Origin of the sequence: Corynebacterium sp. ACRPJ, from assembly GCF_022347345.1 — a bacterium.
Classification (GTDB): domain Bacteria; phylum Actinomycetota; class Actinomycetes; order Mycobacteriales; family Mycobacteriaceae; genus Corynebacterium; species Corynebacterium tuberculostearicum_D.
On the sequence record NZ_JAKRNC010000014.1, the window covers coordinates 1 to 19,227 of the forward strand.

Below are 19,227 nucleotides of genomic sequence, written 5' to 3' on the forward strand. Positions count from 1 at the left end.
CAGGACCTCACCAGTCATGCCATCAGTCGGATTCTCAACCTTGTCATCCAAGGTCTTCTCCGAACCATCAGCCGGAACCTCATCCGTCTCAGAACCAGCAGCAATCGACGGAGCAGGAACAGGAGCAGGAGCATCTAGGATAAACTTCGCAGGAACTTCTCGCGATACTGAGTCAGCGCCCTCAGCAGGGGTCCATGTGACCTTTACGAGCACCTCGTTTTCGCCTTCAACCTGTTTATCCGCAGGCCATTTAACTGCGCCGGTCTTAGGATCAATATCATCAGTACTCAGCCCAAGTTTCTCAGCAGCAGCGGGATCCGCGAACTCGAAGGTTGCACCTTCCGGTTTTTCTTCGACCGCGTCAGTATTCGGGTTGTCAAAAGAAGGCTTCGCTTCAAGATCCTTTTCCTTGGCTGTGCCCGTGGTGTCTTCGTAACGAACGAAGGTCGGGTCTGCCAGGAAAGAATCCGCCAGAAGTAGCGTGCCCGTGGGTTTACCCGAAGCATCGGCGGCGAATACCTGAGAAGAGTACACAGTCGCCTTGGATAGATTTTTCGGGACGGTGAGGTCACAGGACTCCAGCTCACCCTTCTCGTTAGCTTTAACAGTGCAAGTCTTACCAGTTGACTGACCGTCCGCAAACCACTCAATAGCATACGTCTGGTTAGGAACCAGGCCTGTAGTCTTCGACTTGGCGGTATCACCAGGAGCTGCGAGGGAAGAAGTGTTGTCGAAGTTGTAAACGTCATGAAGTGGGCGCGGAGTCAGCAACGCGAAGTTCTGGAAAACAATGTTCGCTGACTCGAGCTCAATACCGAGGTTTCCGCCATGCGGGGGCTGGAACATGTTGTCCTGGTAATTTCCCATCCATAGGTCACGGTTATCACCGACAACCGGATACAAGTACATATAGTCCGAGTTGATGTGGCGGTGACGCTGGCCTAGGGTGCCGTTCCACTGCATTAGGTTTCCGTGCTCTTCGTCCTTTTTGGAGACGAGCGTGCCCCATTCTTCGTCAGTGGTTTTGCTGCCCTTTTTGTTGCGGTCAATGCCATACAAACCAGCAAAAGGGAGGTAGAAAGAACCGTTGTCTTTTAGGTAAGCTACGCGAGACTCTGCGATATGGGAGCCTGCGCCGTGCTCAGCCTGGTATTTGTCAACGATTTCCTTTTGGGCAACGCGGAACTGTTCACGAGTGTAGTTCTTGTTTGCGGCCTTCCAAGCGTCAAACTTACGTGCTACCTCATCGTTAACATAAGATCCGACGACCTTAACGTTGGTAGCAGCTCGGTCTGAAGGACCCTTGTAGTACTGGTTTGACAGAGAGCCTTCGGCCTCATTATTTTCCCACCAGACATTGCCACGAGCCGTGCCATAATCTCCACCTTCGGGCCACTTTTTATCGGCAGTCGGAGCCTCAGTCCACTCCGCCTCAGGCTTTGCAAGCCAGCCATCTACGTTCGGACGTTCTTGGAATACGACCTTAGAACCGACAATGCGGTTAATGCCGGCCGTAAAGTCCCAGCTCTCCCATTTACGGGTCGTTCGGTTATGGAAGCGACCGGTGTACATGTCGCCACCGGCCGCTAACGTGTATTTTGCAGGGTTCGGGTTCTCAGCCCACGTGCGGACCCGGAACTTCTCATCGCCTGCCAACTTGAATTCGACCGGATTGCCCAGACCATCCTTCGGCGCCTTGGACAAGTTGAAGACGAATTTACCCTCGGAATCCGAGGTGGTGTAGTAAATAGGAGAAACCTGCCCCTTACCGTTAGCATACTGCAAGAAGACCTTTACACCAGGCATGGCCTCGTCAGCATCATCCTGGTCATCTGGACTTCCATCACGATCCAAGTAGACCGTTCCTTGGTAGCCCTTCTTCTGACCCCAAGTACCATCCGCACGGATAGCAGTTGCTTCCGAGGTGCCCCGCGAATCAACGCTGCGATCCTGCGCAGATGCTGCATCCTGAGCAGCAGCAACCGGCGAGGCCCCCGGATTTACAACTGGATGAACAAATGGAGTCACGAGAGCTACAGAGAGAGCCGCGGCAGCGACCGTAGTGCCGCGACGGCGAGTTACGCCGTTAAAACTCTTCATTTTCATGAAAAGTCCTTCCTTATACAAATTGCGAACACAGAGAACAGGAGCATGCCCTCCACTCTTGACCTGGGCGTACGAACATCTAATTTTTAGCTGAGTTCTGACTGTCCTCAATGTCTAACGTTATTGAAATCAACCACCCTTAACAACCGATACCTGTATTTAATTTTATTATTATCTATGGTTAACACCGTATACATTTCCTAGGTACGGAAGATCTACCTAGTCAGTGGCTCTTCGGATTGTCCGCGCCACTTAAATACGTGATGAATCAGCTAAATGCCCCTCTTGGAGATCAGTACGCCTTCTCTAAGCTGTCCACCTTTTTCGCATGAAAAAGCGTGTCTGGGAATCCAGACACGCTTCTTTTTGTGCAGCATTTACGGCGTTGCTGCCCTCGCTTTTACCTAGAAGGTGAAGTCCTCATCCAGCGGGACGGAAGCACCGGTGAACTCACCGAAGCCATCATCGCCGTAGATGGAATCGCCATAAGTCGGAATCGAGTATGCAGCGTTGCGCGCAGCCTCGGTCGGCTTAACGGAGATATTGCGGTAACGGGAAATACCGGTACCAGCCGGGATCAACTTACCAATGATGACGTTCTCCTTGAGACCGATGAGCTTATCGGAGCGCTTATTAATAGCGGCGTCGGTAAGCACGCGAGTGGTCTCCTGGAACGATGCAGCAGACAACCAGGACTCAGTAGCCAAGGAAGCCTTGGTAATACCCATAATCTCCGAGCGCAGCTGAGCCGGCTCGCCACCTTCTGCAACCTGAGCAGCATTGAGCTGCTTAGCCTCAGAAAGGTCGATAAGGTTACCCGGCAGCAAGTCCGTGGTACCCGCATCGATGACGGTGCCACGGCGCAGCATCTGGCGGATAATGATCTCGATGTGCTTATCGTGGATAGCCACACCCTGGGTACGGTACACAGCCTGAACCTCATTGATGAGGTGCTGCTCCACACCACGACGGCCGAGAACCTCGAGAACGTCGTGCGGATCGGCCGCACCACGCATCAGGCGGTCACCGGTCTGGACGTGGTCGCCGTCCTTGAGGGAGCGCTCAATCATGGCATCCGGGTTGGACTCCATTGGACGCCGGACCTGAGCCAGGCCCTGACGCTTGGAGAGCTTCTCATAGACCACGTCATCAGAACCGTCATCCGGGGTGATGGTCAGGGTCCAGAAGTTGCCCTCATCGGACAGGGAGACAGTGCCGTCAACGGAGGCGATAGGAGCGCGGTTCTTCGGGTTACGGGCCTCGAAGAGCTCCTGAACACGCGGCAGACCGCCGGTAATATCGCCACCGACACCACCCTGGTGGAACGTACGCATGGTCAGCTGGGTACCCGGCTCACCAATGGACTGCGCAGCCACGATGCCGACAGCCTCGCCGATATCGACCAGCTGGCCGGAAGCCATGGACTTGCCGTAGCACTTGGCACATACGCCGGCCGGGGTCTGGCAGGTCAGCACGGAGCGAACCTTGACATCGGTGACCTTGGCGTCAAGCAGCTTCTGGGTGAGCTCCTCGGTCAGGTCGGAGCCGGCCTCGGCCACGACCTCACCGTTGTCGTCCTTGACATCGGTTGCGAGAACGCGGCCGGATGCGGAGGTCTCCCACAGCTCGGAGAGAACCACCTTGTCGCCGGAAACCTCGCCGATTGGAACGCGAACACCCTGGCGGGTGCCACAGTCCTCTTCGCGGACGATGACGTCCTGGGCCACGTCCACCAAACGGCGGGTGAGGTAACCGGAGTCAGCGGTACGCAGAGCGGTATCGGCCAGACCCTTTCGGGAGCCGTGGGAGTTATTGAAGTACTCCAGCACGGACAGGCCTTCGCGGAAGGAGGTCTTAATCGGACGGGTGATGTAATCACCGTGCGAGTTCACAACCATGCCCTTCATACCGGCCAGCGTCCAGATCTGACGCATGTTACCGGCCGCACCAGACTTCACAATCATCGGAATCGGGTTGTGATCCGGGTACATGTTCTCGACGGCCTCACCGACGGTATCGGTAGCGTCCTTCCACAGCTCAACCAGGCGATCGTAGCGCTCGCGCTCGGTCAGGGCGCCCTGCTCCCAGTACTTGCGCTCGATGCGCTCTGCTTCCTTCTCATAAGACTCGAGGATCTCGGTCTTATTCGGCAGAACCAGAACGTCAGACATGGTGATGGTCACGCCAGAACGGGTTGCCCAGTAGAAGCCGGCATCCTTCATGTTGTCCAGCACCTGAGCCACGGTGATCATCGGGTACTTATTGGCCAAGTCATTGACCACGTCACCGATGAGGACCTTATTGCCGGAGCCGCCGCCCTTGCGGACCATGATGCCCTCGAGGTACGGGTAGTTCCATGGCAGCAGCTCGTTGAACATGACGCGGCCAATGGTGGTGTAGCCCATCCACGCCTGGCCCTTGGACCAGCCATCCGGGAACTGCTCTTCCTCGATTTCCTTCGGCGGGCGAAGGTGATCGATGCGAACCTTGATCGGGGCCTGCAGGCCAACGGTGCCGCGGTCGTAGGCCATGAGGGCCTCAGCGTAGGAGGAGAAGATGCCGGTTGCCGGCTTGTCCTCTTCCGCCTCGCGGTAGCGGCCATTGCCACCGATCTCGTCCTCGGCCTTGTCCATGGTCAGGTAGTACAGGCCGGTAACCATGTCCAGACGTGGCATGGCCAGCGGCTTACCGGATGCCGGGGACAGAATGTTATTGGAAGCCAGCATCAGGACGCGGGCCTCAGCCTGAGCCTCAGCGGATAGCGGCAGGTGGACTGCCATCTGGTCACCGTCGAAGTCAGCGTTGAACGCCTCACAAGCCAGCGGGTGCAGCTGAATAGCCTTACCCTCAACCAGCTTCGGCTCGAAGGCCTGAATACCCAGGCGGTGCAGCGTAGGCGCACGGTTGAGCATCACTGGGTGTTCGGAAATGGCCTGCTCCAGAACGTCCCACACCTCTGGGCGCTGGCGCTCAACCATGCGCTTGGCGGACTTGATGTTCTGGGCGTAGTCATTTTCTACCAAGCGCTTCATGACGAATGGCTTGAATAGCTCGAGAGCCATGAGCTTCGGCAGACCACACTCGTGCAGCTTCAGCTGCGGACCAACGATAATAACGGAACGGCCAGAGTAGTCCACGCGCTTACCCAGCAAGTTCTGGCGGAAGCGGCCCTGCTTGCCCTTGAGCAAGTCAGACAGAGACTTGAGCGGACGGTTACCCGGACCGGTAACCGGACGGCCGCGGCGGCCGTTATCGAAGAGCGCGTCTACAGACTCCTGCAGCATGCGCTTCTCGTTGTTCACGATGATCTCTGGAGCGCCCAGGTCGATCATGCGCTTCAAACGGTTATTGCGGTTGATCACGCGGCGGTAGAGGTCGTTCAGGTCGGAGGTAGCGAAGCGGCCACCGTCCAGCTGCACCATCGGGCGCAGCTCTGGTGGAATAACCGGGACAGCATCCAGCACCATGCCAGCCGGATCATTGCCGGAGCGTAGGAAGGCCGCAACAACCTTCAAGCGCTTCAGGGCACGCATCTTCTTCTGGCCCTTGCCGTTGTTGATGATCTCGCGCAGCTCCTCGGCCTCAGCCTCGAGGTCGAAGTTGCGGACCAGGGTCTGGATGGCTTCTGCACCCATGCCGCCGGTGAAGTAATCCTCGTAGCGGTCCACCAGCTCTTCGTAGATGGTCTCATCAATGATCATCTGCTTCGGAGCTAGCTTGATGAAAGTATTCCAGATTTCATCGAGGCGGGCGATTTCGCGCTCGCCGCGCTCGCGGATGTGCTGCATTTCCTTATCGGCAGCATTCTGCACCTTCTTGCGGGCATCTGCCTTGGCACCGGCTGCTTCCAGCTCGGCCAGATCAGACTCCAACTTGGAGGCGCGCTCGGCGATCTCGGACTCGGTATCGTCCTCAACGTCCTTCTTCTCCAGGAGCATTTCTGCTTCCAGGGTGGACTGATCGTTGTGGCGAGCCTCTTCATCCACGGAGGTGATGATATTGGCTGCGAAGTAGATGATGCGCTCGAGATCCTTCGGAGCCAGGTCCAGCAGGTAGCCCAAGCGGGAAGGAACTCCCTTGAAGTACCAGATGTGGGTTACCGGAGCGGCCAGCTCAATGTGGCCCATGCGCTCACGGCGGACCTTAGACTTGGTGACCTCAACGCCACAGCGCTCACAGATGATGCCCTTGTAGCGGACGCGCTTGTACTTACCACAAGCGCACTCCCAGTCACGGGTGGGGCCGAAGATGCGCTCACAGAAGAGGCCGTCCTTCTCCGGCTTCAGGGTGCGGTAGTTAATGGTCTCAGGCTTTTTGACCTCGCCCTTGGACCAGCGACGAATATCGTCTGCGGTGGCCAGACCGATGCGGAGCTCGTCGAAGAGATTTACGTCAAACACGTAATGTCTCCCTTTCATCCTCGTTGTCGAGGAATTGATGGCTTTGTATGAATGGAACGTTTATGCCCTACCGCGGGGACTTACCCCGCGGTGGACCAAGAAACTAATTAGGCGATGTCAGCGGAGGAACCCTCATCGCGGGACAGGTTAATGCCAAGCGATGGGCTGTCCATGTCATCGTCATCAGAGCCAGACAGCTCCATCGGCGTGCCGTCGGTGGAGAGAACCTCCACGTTCAGGCACAGGGACTGCAGCTCCTTGAGCAACACCTTGAAGGACTCAGGGATGCCCGGATCTGGAATATTGTCGCCCTTAACAATGGCTTCGTAGACCTTCACGCGGCCGACGACGTCATCGGACTTGATGGTCAGCAGCTCCTGCAGGGTGTAGGCAGCGCCGTATGCCTGCATTGCCCACACCTCCATCTCGCCGAAGCGCTGGCCACCGAACTGGGCCTTACCACCCAGCGGCTGCTGGGTGATCATGGAGTAAGGACCGGTGGAACGGGCGTGAATCTTCTCATCGACCAAGTGGTGCAGCTTGAGCATGTACATGTAGCCGACAGAGATCGGATACTTGTACGGCTCGCCCGAGCGGCCGTCGAATAGCGTGGCCTTGCCGTTCTCATCCACCAGCACATCGCCGTCGCGGTTAGGACGGGAGGAAGCCAGCAGGCGCTCGATCTCGTGGTTGGTAGCACCATCGAAGACCGGGGTAGCGGTCAAGGAATTCGCAGGGACGTCGTACAGCTCTTCCGGCAGGGTCTTGAGCAACTCGGCGTTCTTCGGATCCTCGGTGTCAACCTTCCAGCCGGCATGTGCCAACCAGCCCAGGTGAACCTCGAGGACCTGGCCAATGTTCATACGACGCGGCACACCGTGGGTGTTCAGCAGGATGTCTACCGGGGTGCCGTCTTCCATGAACGGCATATCCTCTGGCGGCAGAATCTTGCCCACAACGCCCTTGTTGCCGTGGCGGCCGGCCATCTTATCGCCGTCCTGGATTTTGCGCTTCTGGGCCACGTAGACGCGAATCATCTCGTTGACGCCAGGGGCCAGATCGTCATCATCATCGCGGGAGAAGCGAGCAACGCCAATGACCTTGCCCACCTCACCGTGCGGAACCTTCATGGAGGTATCGCGGACTTCGCGAGCCTTCTCGCCAAAGATGGCGCGCAGCAGGCGCTCCTCCGGGGTCAGCTCGGTCTCACCCTTCGGGGTGACCTTACCCACCAGGATGTCACCGGCGCGAACGTCGGCACCGATGCGGATGATGCCGCGCTCGTCTAGATCGCTCAATACGTCCTCAGAGACGTTCGGGATCTCGCGGGTGATTTCCTCAGCGCCCAGCTTGGTATCGCGGGCATCGATCTCGTGCTCTTCGATGTGGACGGAGGTCAGGATGTCCTCTTCCACGATGCGCTGGTTGAGGATGATAGCGTCCTCGTAGTTGTGGCCTTCCCACGGCATGAAGGCAACCAGCAGGTTGCGGCCGAGGGACATCTCACCATTGTGGGTACCAGGGCCATCGGCCAGAACCTGGCCGGCCTCTACGCGCTCACCCATGGAAACCAGCGGGGTCTGGTTGTAGTTGGTGCCCTGGTTGGTGCGCTCGAACTTACGCAGGATGTAGGTATCGCGCTGGCCCTCATCATCCATGATGGTGATGACATCAGCGGTGACGTTTTCGACCACACCGGCCTTCGGGGTGATAACAACGTCGCCAGCGTCGTACGCAGCGCGCTGCTCCATACCGGTACCCACCAGCGGAGCCTCGGAGCGCACCAGCGGCACGGCCTGCTTCTGCATGTTCGCACCCATGAGGGCACGGTTAGCATCGTCGTGCTCCAAGAACGGAATCATGGCCGTACCCACGGAAACCATCTGGCGCGGGGAGACGTCAACGTAGTCCACACCGGAGGCATCGGTAAGCCCGATATCTCCGTCCTTCAGGCGGACCTCAATACGCTCGCCGGTGAGGTTGCCCTCTGCGTCCTGCTCGACCTCGGCCTGAGCAATAGCGAAGCGGTCCTCTTCATCGGCGGTGAGGTACTCCACCTGGTCGGTGATCTTGCCGTCCACAACCTTGCGGTACGGGGTCTCAATGAAGCCGAAAGCATTCACGCGGGCGTAGGACGCCAGCGCACCAATGAGGCCAATGTTCGGGCCCTCGGGAGTCTCAATCGGGCACATACGGCCGTAGTGAGAAGCGTGAACGTCTCGCACCTCAATGCCGGCGCGCTCACGAGACAGGCCGCCTGGGCCCAGTGCGGACAGGCGGCGCTTGTGGGTCAGGCCGGACAGCGAGTTGTTGTGGTCCATGAACTGGGACAGCTGCGAGGTACCAAAGAACTCGCGGATAGCAGCAGAGACCGGGCGCACGTTAATCAGGGAGGTTGGAGTGATGGACTCCGCATCCTGGGTGGTCATGCGCTCGCGCACAACGCGCTCCATGCGGGACAGGCCCACACGGACCTGGTTCTGGATGAGCTCACCGACGGTGCGCAGGCGGCGATTACCAAAGTGGTCGATGTCATCCGTGTGCAGGGCGATCATCTCACCGTTTGGTGCCTTCATCTCGCGCTCGCCTACGTGCAGGCGGACCAGGTACTCGAGGGTGACGGCAATGTCTTCCTCGGTCAGGGTCATCAGACCATCGTGGTCGCCGCCGAGACCCAGCTTGCGGTTGATTTTGTAGCGGCCGACCTTTGCCAGGTCGTAACGCTTTGCACGGAAGAAGGAGTTATCCAGCAGGGACTGTGCCAGCTCGCGGGTAGGCTGCTCGCCTGGGCGCTGCTTGCGGTAAATCTCCAGCAGTGCCTCATCGGTGTTCGCTACACCGTCCGACTCCAGGGTGGACATCATGAGCTCGGAGAAGCCGAAGCGTTCCCTGATCTGCTCCTCGCTCCAGCCCAGTGCCTTAAGCAGCACGGTTACCGGCTGGCGGCGCTTGCGGTCAATGCGCACGCCGACGGTGTCGCGCTTGTCGACATCGAACTCCAACCATGCACCGCGGGAAGGAATAACCTTCACGGAATGCAGCGGGCGCTCGGTGGACTTATCGATCGAGCGATCGAAGTAGACGCCCGGGGAGCGCACCAGCTGAGAGACGACGACGCGCTCGGTACCGTTCACGATGAACGTGCCCATATCCGTCATGATCGGGAAATCGCCGATGAAGACGGTCTGCGACTTAATCTCTTGGGTGTCGTTATTAATAAACTCTGCGGTCACGTACAGCGGCGCGGAGTAGTTGATGTCCTTTTCCTTGCACTCATCCACGGTGTTCTTCACCGGTTCAAAGCGCGGCTCCGACAAGGACAGGGACATATTGCCCGAGTAGTCCTCAATCGGCGAGAGCTCTTCAAGGATATCCTCGAGGCCGCTCGTCACGCGGGCGTCATCGCCGCGCTCAGCCTGCTCGCGCTCGCGCCACTCCGGCGCGCCGACGAGCCAAGCAAAGGAATCAAGTTGTACGTCAAGGAGACCCGGCAGGGCGATAGGCTCGCTAATTTTTGCAAACGAGTATCGCTTCGGGGCTCCGGGGATATTGGCCACTGACTTGGTCTGGCGGGAGACTGCCAAGATGGGTCCTTCCAGCACCTCACGCGGATTGCCAGCTCGCCCTGGCCGACGAGCCGCAAAACCGCTGGTAATTCTAGCATTCGGTCTGCTGTGGAGTGTCTGGGTTCAGAATGCACAAAATCACCTTGTCAAGTCGGTTTTGCCATCACCGGCCTGAAAGGCTAAATGTGCACCGAAGATCCAGATTCCAGCGCAACGAAACAGCTTATAGGAAAAGACCTGCCATGTAAAGACACACCACTCTTGGGGCGTGTCGCTACCGCGCTAGGGGGCAAGCTCGTGCTCGCCGCGGCGCTAACGCGTCCCCGTCGCGCGACTGTGCGCGACAACCACCGAGCACCCTACCACTAAAATCTCAATACACCGCAACCCCGGCGGCGATTTTGTTTTCCAGCTGCGCTTTTACCGGCTCGCCGGCACCGCGCTCCCGCCGATGCGCCCGCGGTTATGGCGCGAGCGGGCATGCTTATTCTTGCCGCCAAATAGGCCCAATGCGCCAATGATTCCGAGCAGGGCTAAAAGTGCACCGAGGCCGATGGCACCCCACCGCACGATCTCCGCCACGCGGTCGCGCGGGAATTCTGCCGCCTCTTTGAGCAGCGCCTGCTGGTCCTCTTCGGAGGTAGAGCCATTAAAGACGAAGGCGCGCTCACGGCCCACGCCCTCGCGGTCCGCGTAGTAATCATCGATATCCATATCCATGCCCACCACGAGGCCGGTTTGCTGGTCCACATAGAAGTCACGGCTGCCGGAGTGGGTCAGGTAGCCCTGCTCCTCGCCGCCGCCTTCCTTGGGCAAGCTGGTGGTATTGCCATCGGCCGCAAAGAGCTGCGCGACGTTGGTCGGCTCGATCTCTTGGTGGTAGCGGTAGACCGTGCGGCCGTCCATCGTGGTTTCTTCTTCAAAGACCGCATCGACGGCCTTGCGCAGCGTCGGGTCAAAGACCGGGTAGTTAGTCTTCTCCGCGTCCGCTGGGAACTTGAGCCAGTAGCCATCCACCGTTACTTTGTCCGAAGGCGTAGCAAGCGTATGGCTAAGCGATGCCTCCCCCAGCGCCTCACCACTCAGGCGGTCGACCGGGTAGCTCCACACCTGGGCTTGGCTTAGGTCATTGAGGCCCTCACCGTCGCCACGCATGCGGGTTTCGCCAATGCGCAAGGTGGCCTTCTCCTCGTCCGAGGGTTCTTGGATATCCATGTTGATTTGGTAGGTCATGGGGCCCGAATACGGCTGTGTGCCGTCCTTGGACAGCTGCTGCGAATCCGCAGAATCATCGTGCAGTGTCCACGTACTGTTTTTCAGGTTCAACGGCAGCCGCGGGGAGTAATCCAAAAACGCCGGCGCCACAATTCCGGCGGCGATGAGCGCGACGCCGAGGCCTAAAAGCAGGACGGAAAAAATGCGGGACTTGGGCAGCATGGGGGCTAATTCTACAGCCCTTGGCGGCGATTCCTTGTTTCTACAGGCCCCGCTACGCCGGATTGATTTTTAAGCTGTGTGCTTATTCCAAGCAACGATGCTGCTCGTATCCGTGGTTTGGCGCGCGCACCAAAGATCAAACTCTTCCTGCAGTCTCAGCCAGAACTCTGCCGAATTGCCAAAATAGGCAGAAAGACGAAGCGCCATTTCCGCACTAATCCCAATGCGCCCACGGACCAGCTTTGAAATTTGGGATTTGGAGCTAAAAATATCCCTTGCTAAGCGGTATTGACTAAGTCCGAGCGGCTCCAGAAACTCCTCGCGCAGGACCTCCCCAGGGTGTGGAACGGAAATGATATCCGAGTCTTCCTCTCCCTCATTTGTGATAATCGATGAAGTCAACGTCCACAGCTCCTTTCCCTGTCCATCGAAAGACTACTCTCCACTGCGCTCGCAAACACAAAACGAGGAAATCCCCAGCTCCCACCGCGCGGAGCGGCAGAAGTGGGGATTTGAAAGCGTAAAGCTCAGTGAAATTACTTGAGCTCGACGGAAGCGCCAGCCTCTTCCAGCTTAGCCTTAGCAGCATCAGCGTCGTCCTTGGAAGCGCCCTCGAGGATAGCCTTAGGAGCACCCTCGACCATTTCCTTAGCTTCCTTCAGGCCCAGGCCGGAAACGATCTCGCGGACAGCCTTAATAACGCCAATCTTCTTAGCGCCAGCGTCGGTCAGAACGACGTCGAACTCGGTCTTCTCCTCAGCGGCACCAGCGCCGCCCTCAGCCGGAGCGCCAGCTGCAACAGCAGCAACCGGAGCAGCAGCCTCAACGTCGAATACCTCTTCAAATTCCTTAACGAACTCGGACAGTTCGATGAGGGTCATTTCCTTGAAAGCTTCAATGAGCTCGTCCTTGGTGAGCTTAGCCATGATGGCAAGTCCTTTCTGTGTTGTGTGTGCGCTGCGCGTGATTTAGGCCGCGCACACGGTGTTGTAATTGTGCGTCTTTTGTGACGACTTAAGCTTCTGCTTCCTTCTTGTCCTGCAGAGCTGCGACGGTGCGTACAGCCTTGGTTGCAGGAGCGTTGAAGAGAGCGGCTGCCTTCGCCATAGAACCCTTCATAGCGCCAGCCAGCTTTGCGAGGGTGGTCTCGCGGTTGTCCAGCTTGGCGATGGCCTCAACCTGGTCGGCAGACAGTGCGTTGCCGTCCATGTAGCCACCCTTGATGATGAGTGCCTTGTTGTCATCAGCGAACTTGGTGATGACCTTCGCAGCATCCACTGCCTCGCCCTTGATGAACGCAATTGCGGTCGGGCCAGTCAGCAAATCATCAAGACCTTCGATGCCAGCTTCCTTGGCAGCGATCTTGAAAAGGGTGTTCTTGGCGACGGAGTATTCAACGTCAAAGCCCAGATCGTTACGCAGCTCCTGCAACTGGGATACGGTCAGGCCGCGGTACTCGGTCAATACAACAGAGTTAGCGCCAGCCAGCTTTTCCTTCAGCTCTGCCAGGTCTGCAGTGTTCTTTGGGTTTGCCATTGTCTCTCGCCTCCTTCCAAAACATCTCTTTTATTATTCCGCCGGGACCTTCCTCGCTTCGGTTGCCCGAAACAACAAAAGCCCCGTGCAAGAGCACAGGGCGCGCGACATAAGAGAATGCCGCGATTAATCGCAAAGTGTCTCCTGCGTGGGCCGCCTCCTAGGATGGAGAACCTTCGATCCGAAATGGATGACCAACGGTCTTCGGTGAACTTTGACTCGGCCGTGATGCGGCCGTTCAAACTTCGAGGAAAACACTACCTTCTCGACTGCGTTTCTCCAAATCCACGTTTTCGCCGCGTAGGATGGCCGCCATGACCTGCCTCATGTGGTTCCGCGATGACCTGCGCCTGCACGATAACCAGGCCCTTTCCCGCGCGGCCGAGGCCGCCTCGCTTGGCGACGTCCCCTTGGTCGCCGTCGTCCTCGACGAGCCTGCCTATCCCGGCACCCGCCCGCTGGGCGGCGCGAGCACGTGGTGGCGCGAGCGCTCCCTTTATGCCCTGGCACATGACCTTGCCGAGCACGGCGTGGAGCTCATTCGCGCCGCCGGCGATGCCCGCGATGAGATCCCCCGCCTCGCCGCCGAACTGGGCGCCACCACTGTCACGTGGACCCGCCGCTACCACGGCCCGCTGCGTGAGGTTGATGCCGCGGTCAAGGAAACCTTGACTGCTCGAGGCATTACCGCCACCTCCTCGCCCGGCTTCACCCTTGTCGAACCCTGGGAGGTCACCAATGGCCAGGGCCAGCCCTATAAGGTCTTTACTCCCTTCTCCAAGGCCGCCGCCTCCCAGGTGGCGGGAGATGAACCGGAGGGGGTGCCGGAGATGGGGGCGTCGGCAAGCAATGCATCTGCCTGGCCCCAGCCCGCCGAACCGGCATGGGCGGCATCGCTGGCCGAGCACTGGACGCCCGGCGAGGCCGGCGCGCGCGAGCGACTAGCCCAGCTGGACCTGGCCAACTATGCCGAGGAGCGCGATATCCCCGCGCTCAATGCCACCTCCCTACTATCGCCCCACCTGCGCTTTGGCGAGGTCTCCCCGCGCGAGGTGTGGTTCGCGGCGGCCGAGGAGCCCGAAGCCGCCAAGTTCCACTCCGAGCTGCTGTGGCGCGACTTTGCCTGGCACCGCCTCTACCACCTGCCCAATCTCGCCACCGAGAACGTGCGGGAGAAATTCGACCGCTTCGACTGGTCCTGGGATGACCCGCGGCTCAAGGACTGGCAGGCCGGCACTACCGGAATTCCGCTTGTCGACGCCGGAATGCGCGAGCTATGGGCCACCGGGTACATGCACAATCGCGTGCGCATGGTAGTCGGCTCCTTCCTCACCAAGAACCTGGGCATCCACTGGCGCCTGGGCGAGGAATGGTTCTGGGACACGTTGGTGGACGCCGATGCCGCCTCCAACCCTTTTAATTGGCAGTGGGTGGCCGGCTGCGGCGATGACGCCGCGCCCTTCTTCCGCATCTTCAACCCCGAAACGCAGGCCAAACGCTTCGACCCCGACGGCGAGTACGTGCGCCGCTGGGCACCCGCGCTGTCTGCCCCACCCATCGTCGACCTGAAGGAATCGCGCCAAGCCGCGCTCGATGCCTATGCGGAGATCAAGGATTAAGCCGGCGGAAAAGGTGGACGCAAAGGTCTACCATGGGGCCAATGATGAGCCCCAGGATTCATTCTCAAGCGCACCCGCCCATTGGCAATACCCCACTCATGCGAGTGGAGGCGATTAGTCCCCGGCCGGATGTCCACCTCTATCTCAAACTCGAACAATTCAACCTCGGCGGTTCTGCAAAAGACCGGACGGCACGAGCACTGATCCAGGCGGCGCTTGCAGCCGGCGATATCCGTCCTGGTTCGACGCTGGTGGAATCTTCCTCCGGCAACCTGGGCATGGCTCTAGCTCGCCAAGCCCCGCTACAAGGCATGAAGTTCCATTGCGTGGTGGATCCGCGGGTCAACGCCTCCACGGTGGCTACCATGCGGGCCTACGGCGCACACGTGGAATTGCTCGACCACCCCGATCCAGAAACCGGCGATTGGCTCACCGCCCGCCGCACCCGCGTGGCCGAGCTTTTGGAAGAGATCCCCGATTCTTTCAACCTCAACCAGTATTCCAATGAAGCCGCCTTCCACGCCCACGCGGAAGGCACCATGACTGAGATTGTGGACCAGCTCGGCCAGGCCCCTAGCCATCTACTCGTGGCTATGAGCACCACCGGAACCCTTGGCGGCTGCGTACGCAAGCTCTCCGAGCTGGGCGCCGATACCCACACAATCGGCGTTGATGCGGAAGGCTCCGTGCTTTTTGGTGGTGAGCGCGGTACCCGCATGCTGCCCGGCTACGGCGCAGGTATCGTGACCGAGCTATCCACCAAGTTTTCGCCTTCTTCCGTGGAGAGGGTTCCAGATCTCGATGCCATCGTTGCCGCCCGACAACTCGCCCAAGCAGAGGGCCTGCTGCCTGGCGCTTCCGGCGGTGCCGTCATCGCCGCCTTCCAGAGCCTCGCACCCTCCCTACCGGCAGGGGCCGAAGTGGTTGCCGTGCTGCACGACGCCGGCCAGCCTTACCTGGACACCATTTATAACGACTCCTGGGTGTGCGAAAACTTTGACATTTCGCCCGCTGAACTTGCCGCGCGCATCGAGGGGTCGGCGCAGTGACCTCTTCTCGTTCTGCCCGCCGCATTGCCATCATTGGAGGTGGACCGCGTGGACTTTGGGCCGTAGAGGAACTCATCAAGCGCGCCCGCGTTCCCCTTGATGTGACCGTCTTTGACCCCTACCCCGCCGGTGCGGGCGCCGTCTACCGTCCGCAGCAGCCGCCGCAGTGGCGCCTCAACGTCAACTGCGCCATCGTCACCACGGCCCACGATAATTTCAACGCTTGGCGCACCCGCCGCGGTGCAGACACCACCGATGCCTTCCCACCGCGGGCTCAGGTGGGCCAGTTTCTCGCCGATACCTGGTCCGCCGCAGTGCGCCGCGCGCCGGCCCACGTTCGCATCCGGCACCTGCCGCACCGCGTGACCGCGGTAAGCGCCGACGGAGAAGGTTTCATGGTCGATGGCGCCCCCTTCGACGAAGTCCTGGTCTGCACCGGCCACGACCATCTCCACGCCGGTTCCTTGGCCTATGAGGCCTCGTGCGTACCGGTCACCGGTCTCTACTTCGGTGCCGATCTCCAGAGCTCCGCACGGCGGATCGGCGTACGCGGTGCCGCCCTAAGCTTCATCGATGTGTGCCTGTTGTATGGCGATACCTCCGAAACCATCTACCCGGTTAGCCGCAGCGGGCGCTTCATGGAGGTAAAGCCCTCCCCGGAGACACCGCTGCCGGAGGTGTCACCGCGGTGGCGGCATGCCTGCGCGCATATCGACAACGCTGCGGAGCTGCGTGAGATCCTCATTGGGGCTGCAGGCGAATTCGGTGACTTCTCAACTGCAGAACTCGGCGCCGTTATCGACGGTCAGGATTTCACTGGCGATGCCGTCGCTGAGCTTGAGGCTTCCCTACGTGCGGCCGAAGGTACCGGTCCGCTCACCCCGGCTGCGGCCGTGGGCGCGGCGTTTCGTGGGGTATTCCAAGAATGCGTCGATTGGCACAAGGCGCATGGCCCTATGCCCGGCTTCCGTGAGCTTTCACGCACCCTTGAGCGCGTGGCTTTTGGTCCGCCACCGGTCACAGCTAGGCGTCTGCTCGAGCTGATCCACTCCGGTGTGGTGAATACCGACTACCTAGGCACGCCGGGGCAGATAGATTCCTGGCAGGAAAAGGGCGGCGTGGACCTGCTTATTGACGCCACCGTTGCTCCCCAAGCCACCCCCTCCCCCTTCCACGACGTTCCTGGCGTGGTGGAAATTGGCCGGATGAATGAGCTCTCCCTGCCCGGCCATGACTCCCTTAACCGTTCCGTGCACGATGACATCCCCCGCTGGGCGGAGAAAGTAGGAAACCCATGACCACCACCCCTGTAGAACCACTACCCGTAAACGGCACCGTCCCCTTGCGCGCCCGGTGGGAACGGTGGATGCGCGAGCTCGTCGGAAACCCGCAGCACGTCAGCGCATTGACCTCGCGCTACGGTTCTCCGGTGAACGTGTTGAATCCCGCTCCGCTGCGCCACAATGCCCAGGAGTTGCTCGATGCGGGCGCTTCCCACGGCGTGGACACTCAGGTGTTTTTCGCACGCAAAGCCAATAAGGCGCTGTGTTTTGTCGATGCTGCACGCGATGCCGGGCTCGGGGTTGATGTAGCTAGCGAGAACGAGCTCCGCCAAGTGCTCGACCGCGGTGTCGACCCCGAGCGCATCATCCTCAGCGCCGCTATTAAAACCGATGGCTTGCTCCGCCTCGCGGTGTCGCGGGGAGTCACTATCTCTTGTGATTCTCGCGCCGAATCCCACCGCATCGCCGCCATCGCGCGGGCTTTAGAAACCACCGCCCACGTGGCACCACGCCTGGCTCCAGATCCGAACTCCCTTCCTCCCACCCGCTTTGGCGAGAGGCTGCCGGCATGGCGGCAAGCCGAGTGGCCTAAGGAACTTCGAGTTGTGGGCGCCCACGTGCACCTGCATGGCTATAGCGAAGCCGACCGTCGGACCGCCCTAGCAGAGGCAATTGCCTTGGTCGAGCACGTACGCGCATTGGGCCAGCCCGCAGGTTTCATCGATATCGGCGGCGGGGTGCCCATGAGCTACCTGGAATCCCGCGAGCAGTGGGAGAATTACCTCGAGCGCATCGCTTCCCAACGTGCTGGTACCGGTGAACCATTCACGTGGAAGGCGGATCCGCTACCCAATACTTACCCTTTCTGGCAGGAACCGACGCGCGGTCAGTGGTTGGACCAGCTCCTCTACGGTGAGGTCCCCGGCTACGGCACCGCTGGCACAGCGCTGCGCGAGCGGGACATCGCACTTCACCTGGAGCCAGGCCGCAGCCTCCTCGACGGCTGCGGAGTCATCCTCGCCGAGGTGAGCTTCCTCAAAGAACGCTCTGATGGCCTGCCCCTTATCGGCGTGGCGATGAATCGCACCCAATGCCGGACCGCCGCAGATGACATCCTGCTCGACCCCCTCCTGGTACCCACGGCCGGCCCGGCAAAGGAAATCTCCCGCGAGCCACGCACCGGGTTTGTGGTGGGTGCCTACTGCATTGAAGACGAGGTTATCCTGCGCCGCGAACTGGACTTCCCGGATGGCATTGCTGTAGGAGATACCCTCGCCATTCCGAATACAGCCGGGTATTTTATGCACATCCTGGAGTCTGCTTCGCACCAAATTCCTTTGGCGCGCAACGTCTACTCCGACGGCGGTGACTGGGCGCCAGACGATATTGACGCCAGATAACTATCGACGGTTCACAGCATAGGAAAAGGGCTTCGAGGATTTCCTGGAAGCCCTTTAGCTTTAAGCGCAGTGCGCTAAACCGATTTACTCGGTGTAGCCCTTAACCACGGAACCGTCAACCGGGATGCCCGGGCCGGAGGTGGTGGAGATGGTAGCGCGCTTGATGTAGATGCCCTTAGCGGAAGAAGGCTTCAGGCGCTGGATCTCGTCCATGAGGGCGCCGTAGTTCTCAGCCAGCTTCTCAGCATCGAAGGATGCCTTGCCGATGATGGCGTGCAGGTTAGCAGCCTTATCAACGCGGAAAGAGATCTTGCCGCCCTTAACCTCAGAGATTGCCTTAGCAACATCTGCGGTAACGGTGCCGGTCTTCGGGTTCGGCATCAGACCACGCGGCCCCAGGACGCGAGCAACGCGGCCAACCTTGGCCATCTGATCCGGGGTAGCGATAGCAACGTCGAAATCGATGTTGCCCTCGTTGATCTGCTCGATCAGTTCAGCGGTGCCAACGATGTCAGCGCCAGCTTCCTGAGCGGCGGTAGCCTTCTCGCCCTCAGCGAAGACAGCAACGCGAACGTCCTTACCGGTGCCGTTAGGCAGGGAAACGGTGCCGCGAACCAGCTGATCAGCCTTGCGCGGGTCAACGCCCAGGCGGAAGACTACGTCAACGGTGGCGTCGAAGTTCTTGGAGGAGGTCTCCTTGGCCAGCTTGGTGGCCTCGATCGGACGGTACAGGCGGGACTTATCTACCAGTTCCGCAGCGGCCTTATAAGCCTTAGACTTGGTGCTCATTTAACAATTCCTTTTCTGGATTGGTGTGGTGTTCGGCGGGCC

The 19,227-nt window shown here is 59.6% G+C and carries 11 protein-coding genes and 1 pseudogene; 4 read left to right on the forward strand and 8 right to left on the reverse strand.

Going from position 1 to position 19,227, the window contains the following annotated elements:
- From MHY08_RS09555 to rplJ, 7 genes and pseudogenes are all read right to left on the reverse strand, one after another.
- Positions 1 to 2,100 (reverse strand): annotated as a pseudogene (locus tag MHY08_RS09555) (hypothetical protein); the annotation flags it as partial.
- 410 nt (positions 2,101 to 2,510) lie between these two features.
- Positions 2,511 to 6,506: a DNA-directed RNA polymerase subunit beta' gene (locus MHY08_RS09560; RefSeq protein WP_239236440.1), complete on the reverse strand. Its 3,996-nt coding sequence runs from the start codon at positions 6,504 to 6,506 to the stop codon at positions 2,511 to 2,513.
- Positions 6,507 to 6,613: 107 nt separating this feature from the next.
- Positions 6,614 to 10,108 carry a DNA-directed RNA polymerase subunit beta gene (locus MHY08_RS09565; protein ID WP_239236442.1) on the reverse strand — a complete coding sequence of 1,165 codons (3,495 nt, stop codon included), beginning with the start codon at positions 10,106 to 10,108 and terminating at the stop codon, positions 6,614 to 6,616.
- A 384-nt stretch (positions 10,109 to 10,492) separates the two neighbouring features.
- Complete coding sequence (locus tag MHY08_RS09570) at positions 10,493 to 11,509, reverse strand: DUF3068 domain-containing protein (RefSeq protein WP_239236444.1); 1,017 nt, start codon at positions 11,507 to 11,509, stop codon at positions 10,493 to 10,495.
- A gap of 69 nt (positions 11,510 to 11,578) precedes the next feature.
- Positions 11,579 to 11,911, reverse strand: a complete 333-nt coding sequence (locus tag MHY08_RS09575) for a HigA family addiction module antitoxin (RefSeq protein WP_239236446.1) — start codon at positions 11,909 to 11,911, stop codon at positions 11,579 to 11,581.
- Positions 11,912 to 12,045: 134 nt separating this feature from the next.
- A complete protein-coding gene (rplL, locus tag MHY08_RS09580) occupies positions 12,046 to 12,435 on the reverse strand; it encodes a 50S ribosomal protein L7/L12 (RefSeq protein WP_239236448.1) in 390 nt (129 codons plus the stop codon).
- Between the two features lie 88 nt (positions 12,436 to 12,523).
- Positions 12,524 to 13,045 carry a 50S ribosomal protein L10 gene (rplJ, locus tag MHY08_RS09585; protein ID WP_005322886.1) on the reverse strand — a complete coding sequence of 174 codons (522 nt, stop codon included), beginning with the start codon at positions 13,043 to 13,045 and terminating at the stop codon, positions 12,524 to 12,526.
- Between the two features lie 314 nt (positions 13,046 to 13,359).
- Here rplJ and MHY08_RS09590 point away from each other — a divergent pair, with 314 nt between their 5' ends.
- Genes MHY08_RS09590 through MHY08_RS09605 form a run of 4 tightly spaced genes read left to right on the forward strand, consistent with a single transcriptional unit; the run spans position 13,360 to position 18,396 of the window.
- A complete protein-coding gene (locus MHY08_RS09590) occupies positions 13,360 to 14,664 on the forward strand; it encodes a deoxyribodipyrimidine photo-lyase (protein WP_239236450.1) in 1,305 nt (434 codons plus the stop codon).
- Between the two features lie 32 nt (positions 14,665 to 14,696).
- Entirely contained in the window at positions 14,697 to 15,713 is a 1,017-nt protein-coding gene (locus MHY08_RS09595; protein WP_204610279.1) for a pyridoxal-phosphate dependent enzyme, read from the forward strand.
- A complete protein-coding gene (locus MHY08_RS09600; RefSeq protein ID WP_239236452.1) occupies positions 15,710 to 17,011 on the forward strand; it encodes an FAD/NAD(P)-binding protein in 1,302 nt (433 codons plus the stop codon). The genes MHY08_RS09595 and MHY08_RS09600 overlap by 4 nt, the downstream gene beginning before the upstream one ends.
- Complete coding sequence (locus tag MHY08_RS09605) at positions 17,008 to 18,396, forward strand: Y4yA family PLP-dependent enzyme (RefSeq protein ID WP_239236453.1); 1,389 nt, start codon at positions 17,008 to 17,010, stop codon at positions 18,394 to 18,396. The genes MHY08_RS09600 and MHY08_RS09605 overlap by 4 nt, the downstream gene beginning before the upstream one ends.
- A gap of 84 nt (positions 18,397 to 18,480) precedes the next feature.
- On the opposite strand, the gene rplA is transcribed toward MHY08_RS09605, so the two are convergent.
- The gene (rplA, locus tag MHY08_RS09610) at positions 18,481 to 19,185 is read right to left on the reverse strand and encodes a 50S ribosomal protein L1 (protein ID WP_049383568.1); all 705 of its coding nucleotides are present in this window, start codon (positions 19,183 to 19,185) and stop codon (positions 18,481 to 18,483) included.
- Positions 19,186 to 19,227: the final 42 nt, after the last annotated feature.

Bases quoted from the DNA above. Each gene is read 5' to 3' on its own strand.
- MHY08_RS09570 (WP_239236444.1), bottom strand. From the start codon at position 11,509: ATGCTGCCCAAGTCCCGCATTTTTTCCGTCCTGCTTTTAGGCCTCGGC.
- rplL (WP_239236448.1), bottom strand. From the start codon at position 12,435: ATGGCTAAGCTCACCAAGGACGAGCTCATTGAAGCTTTCAAGGAAATG.
- rplJ (WP_005322886.1), bottom strand. From the start codon at position 13,045: ATGGCAAACCCAAAGAACACTGCAGACCTGGCAGAGCTGAAGGAAAAG.
- MHY08_RS09590 (WP_239236450.1), top strand. From the start codon at position 13,360: ATGACCTGCCTCATGTGGTTCCGCGATGACCTGCGCCTGCACGATAAC.
- MHY08_RS09595 (WP_204610279.1), top strand. From the start codon at position 14,697: ATGGGGCCAATGATGAGCCCCAGGATTCATTCTCAAGCGCACCCGCCC.
- MHY08_RS09605 (WP_239236453.1), top strand. From the start codon at position 17,008: ATGACCACCACCCCTGTAGAACCACTACCCGTAAACGGCACCGTCCCC.
- rplA (WP_049383568.1), bottom strand. From the start codon at position 19,185: ATGAGCACCAAGTCTAAGGCTTATAAGGCCGCTGCGGAACTGGTAGAT.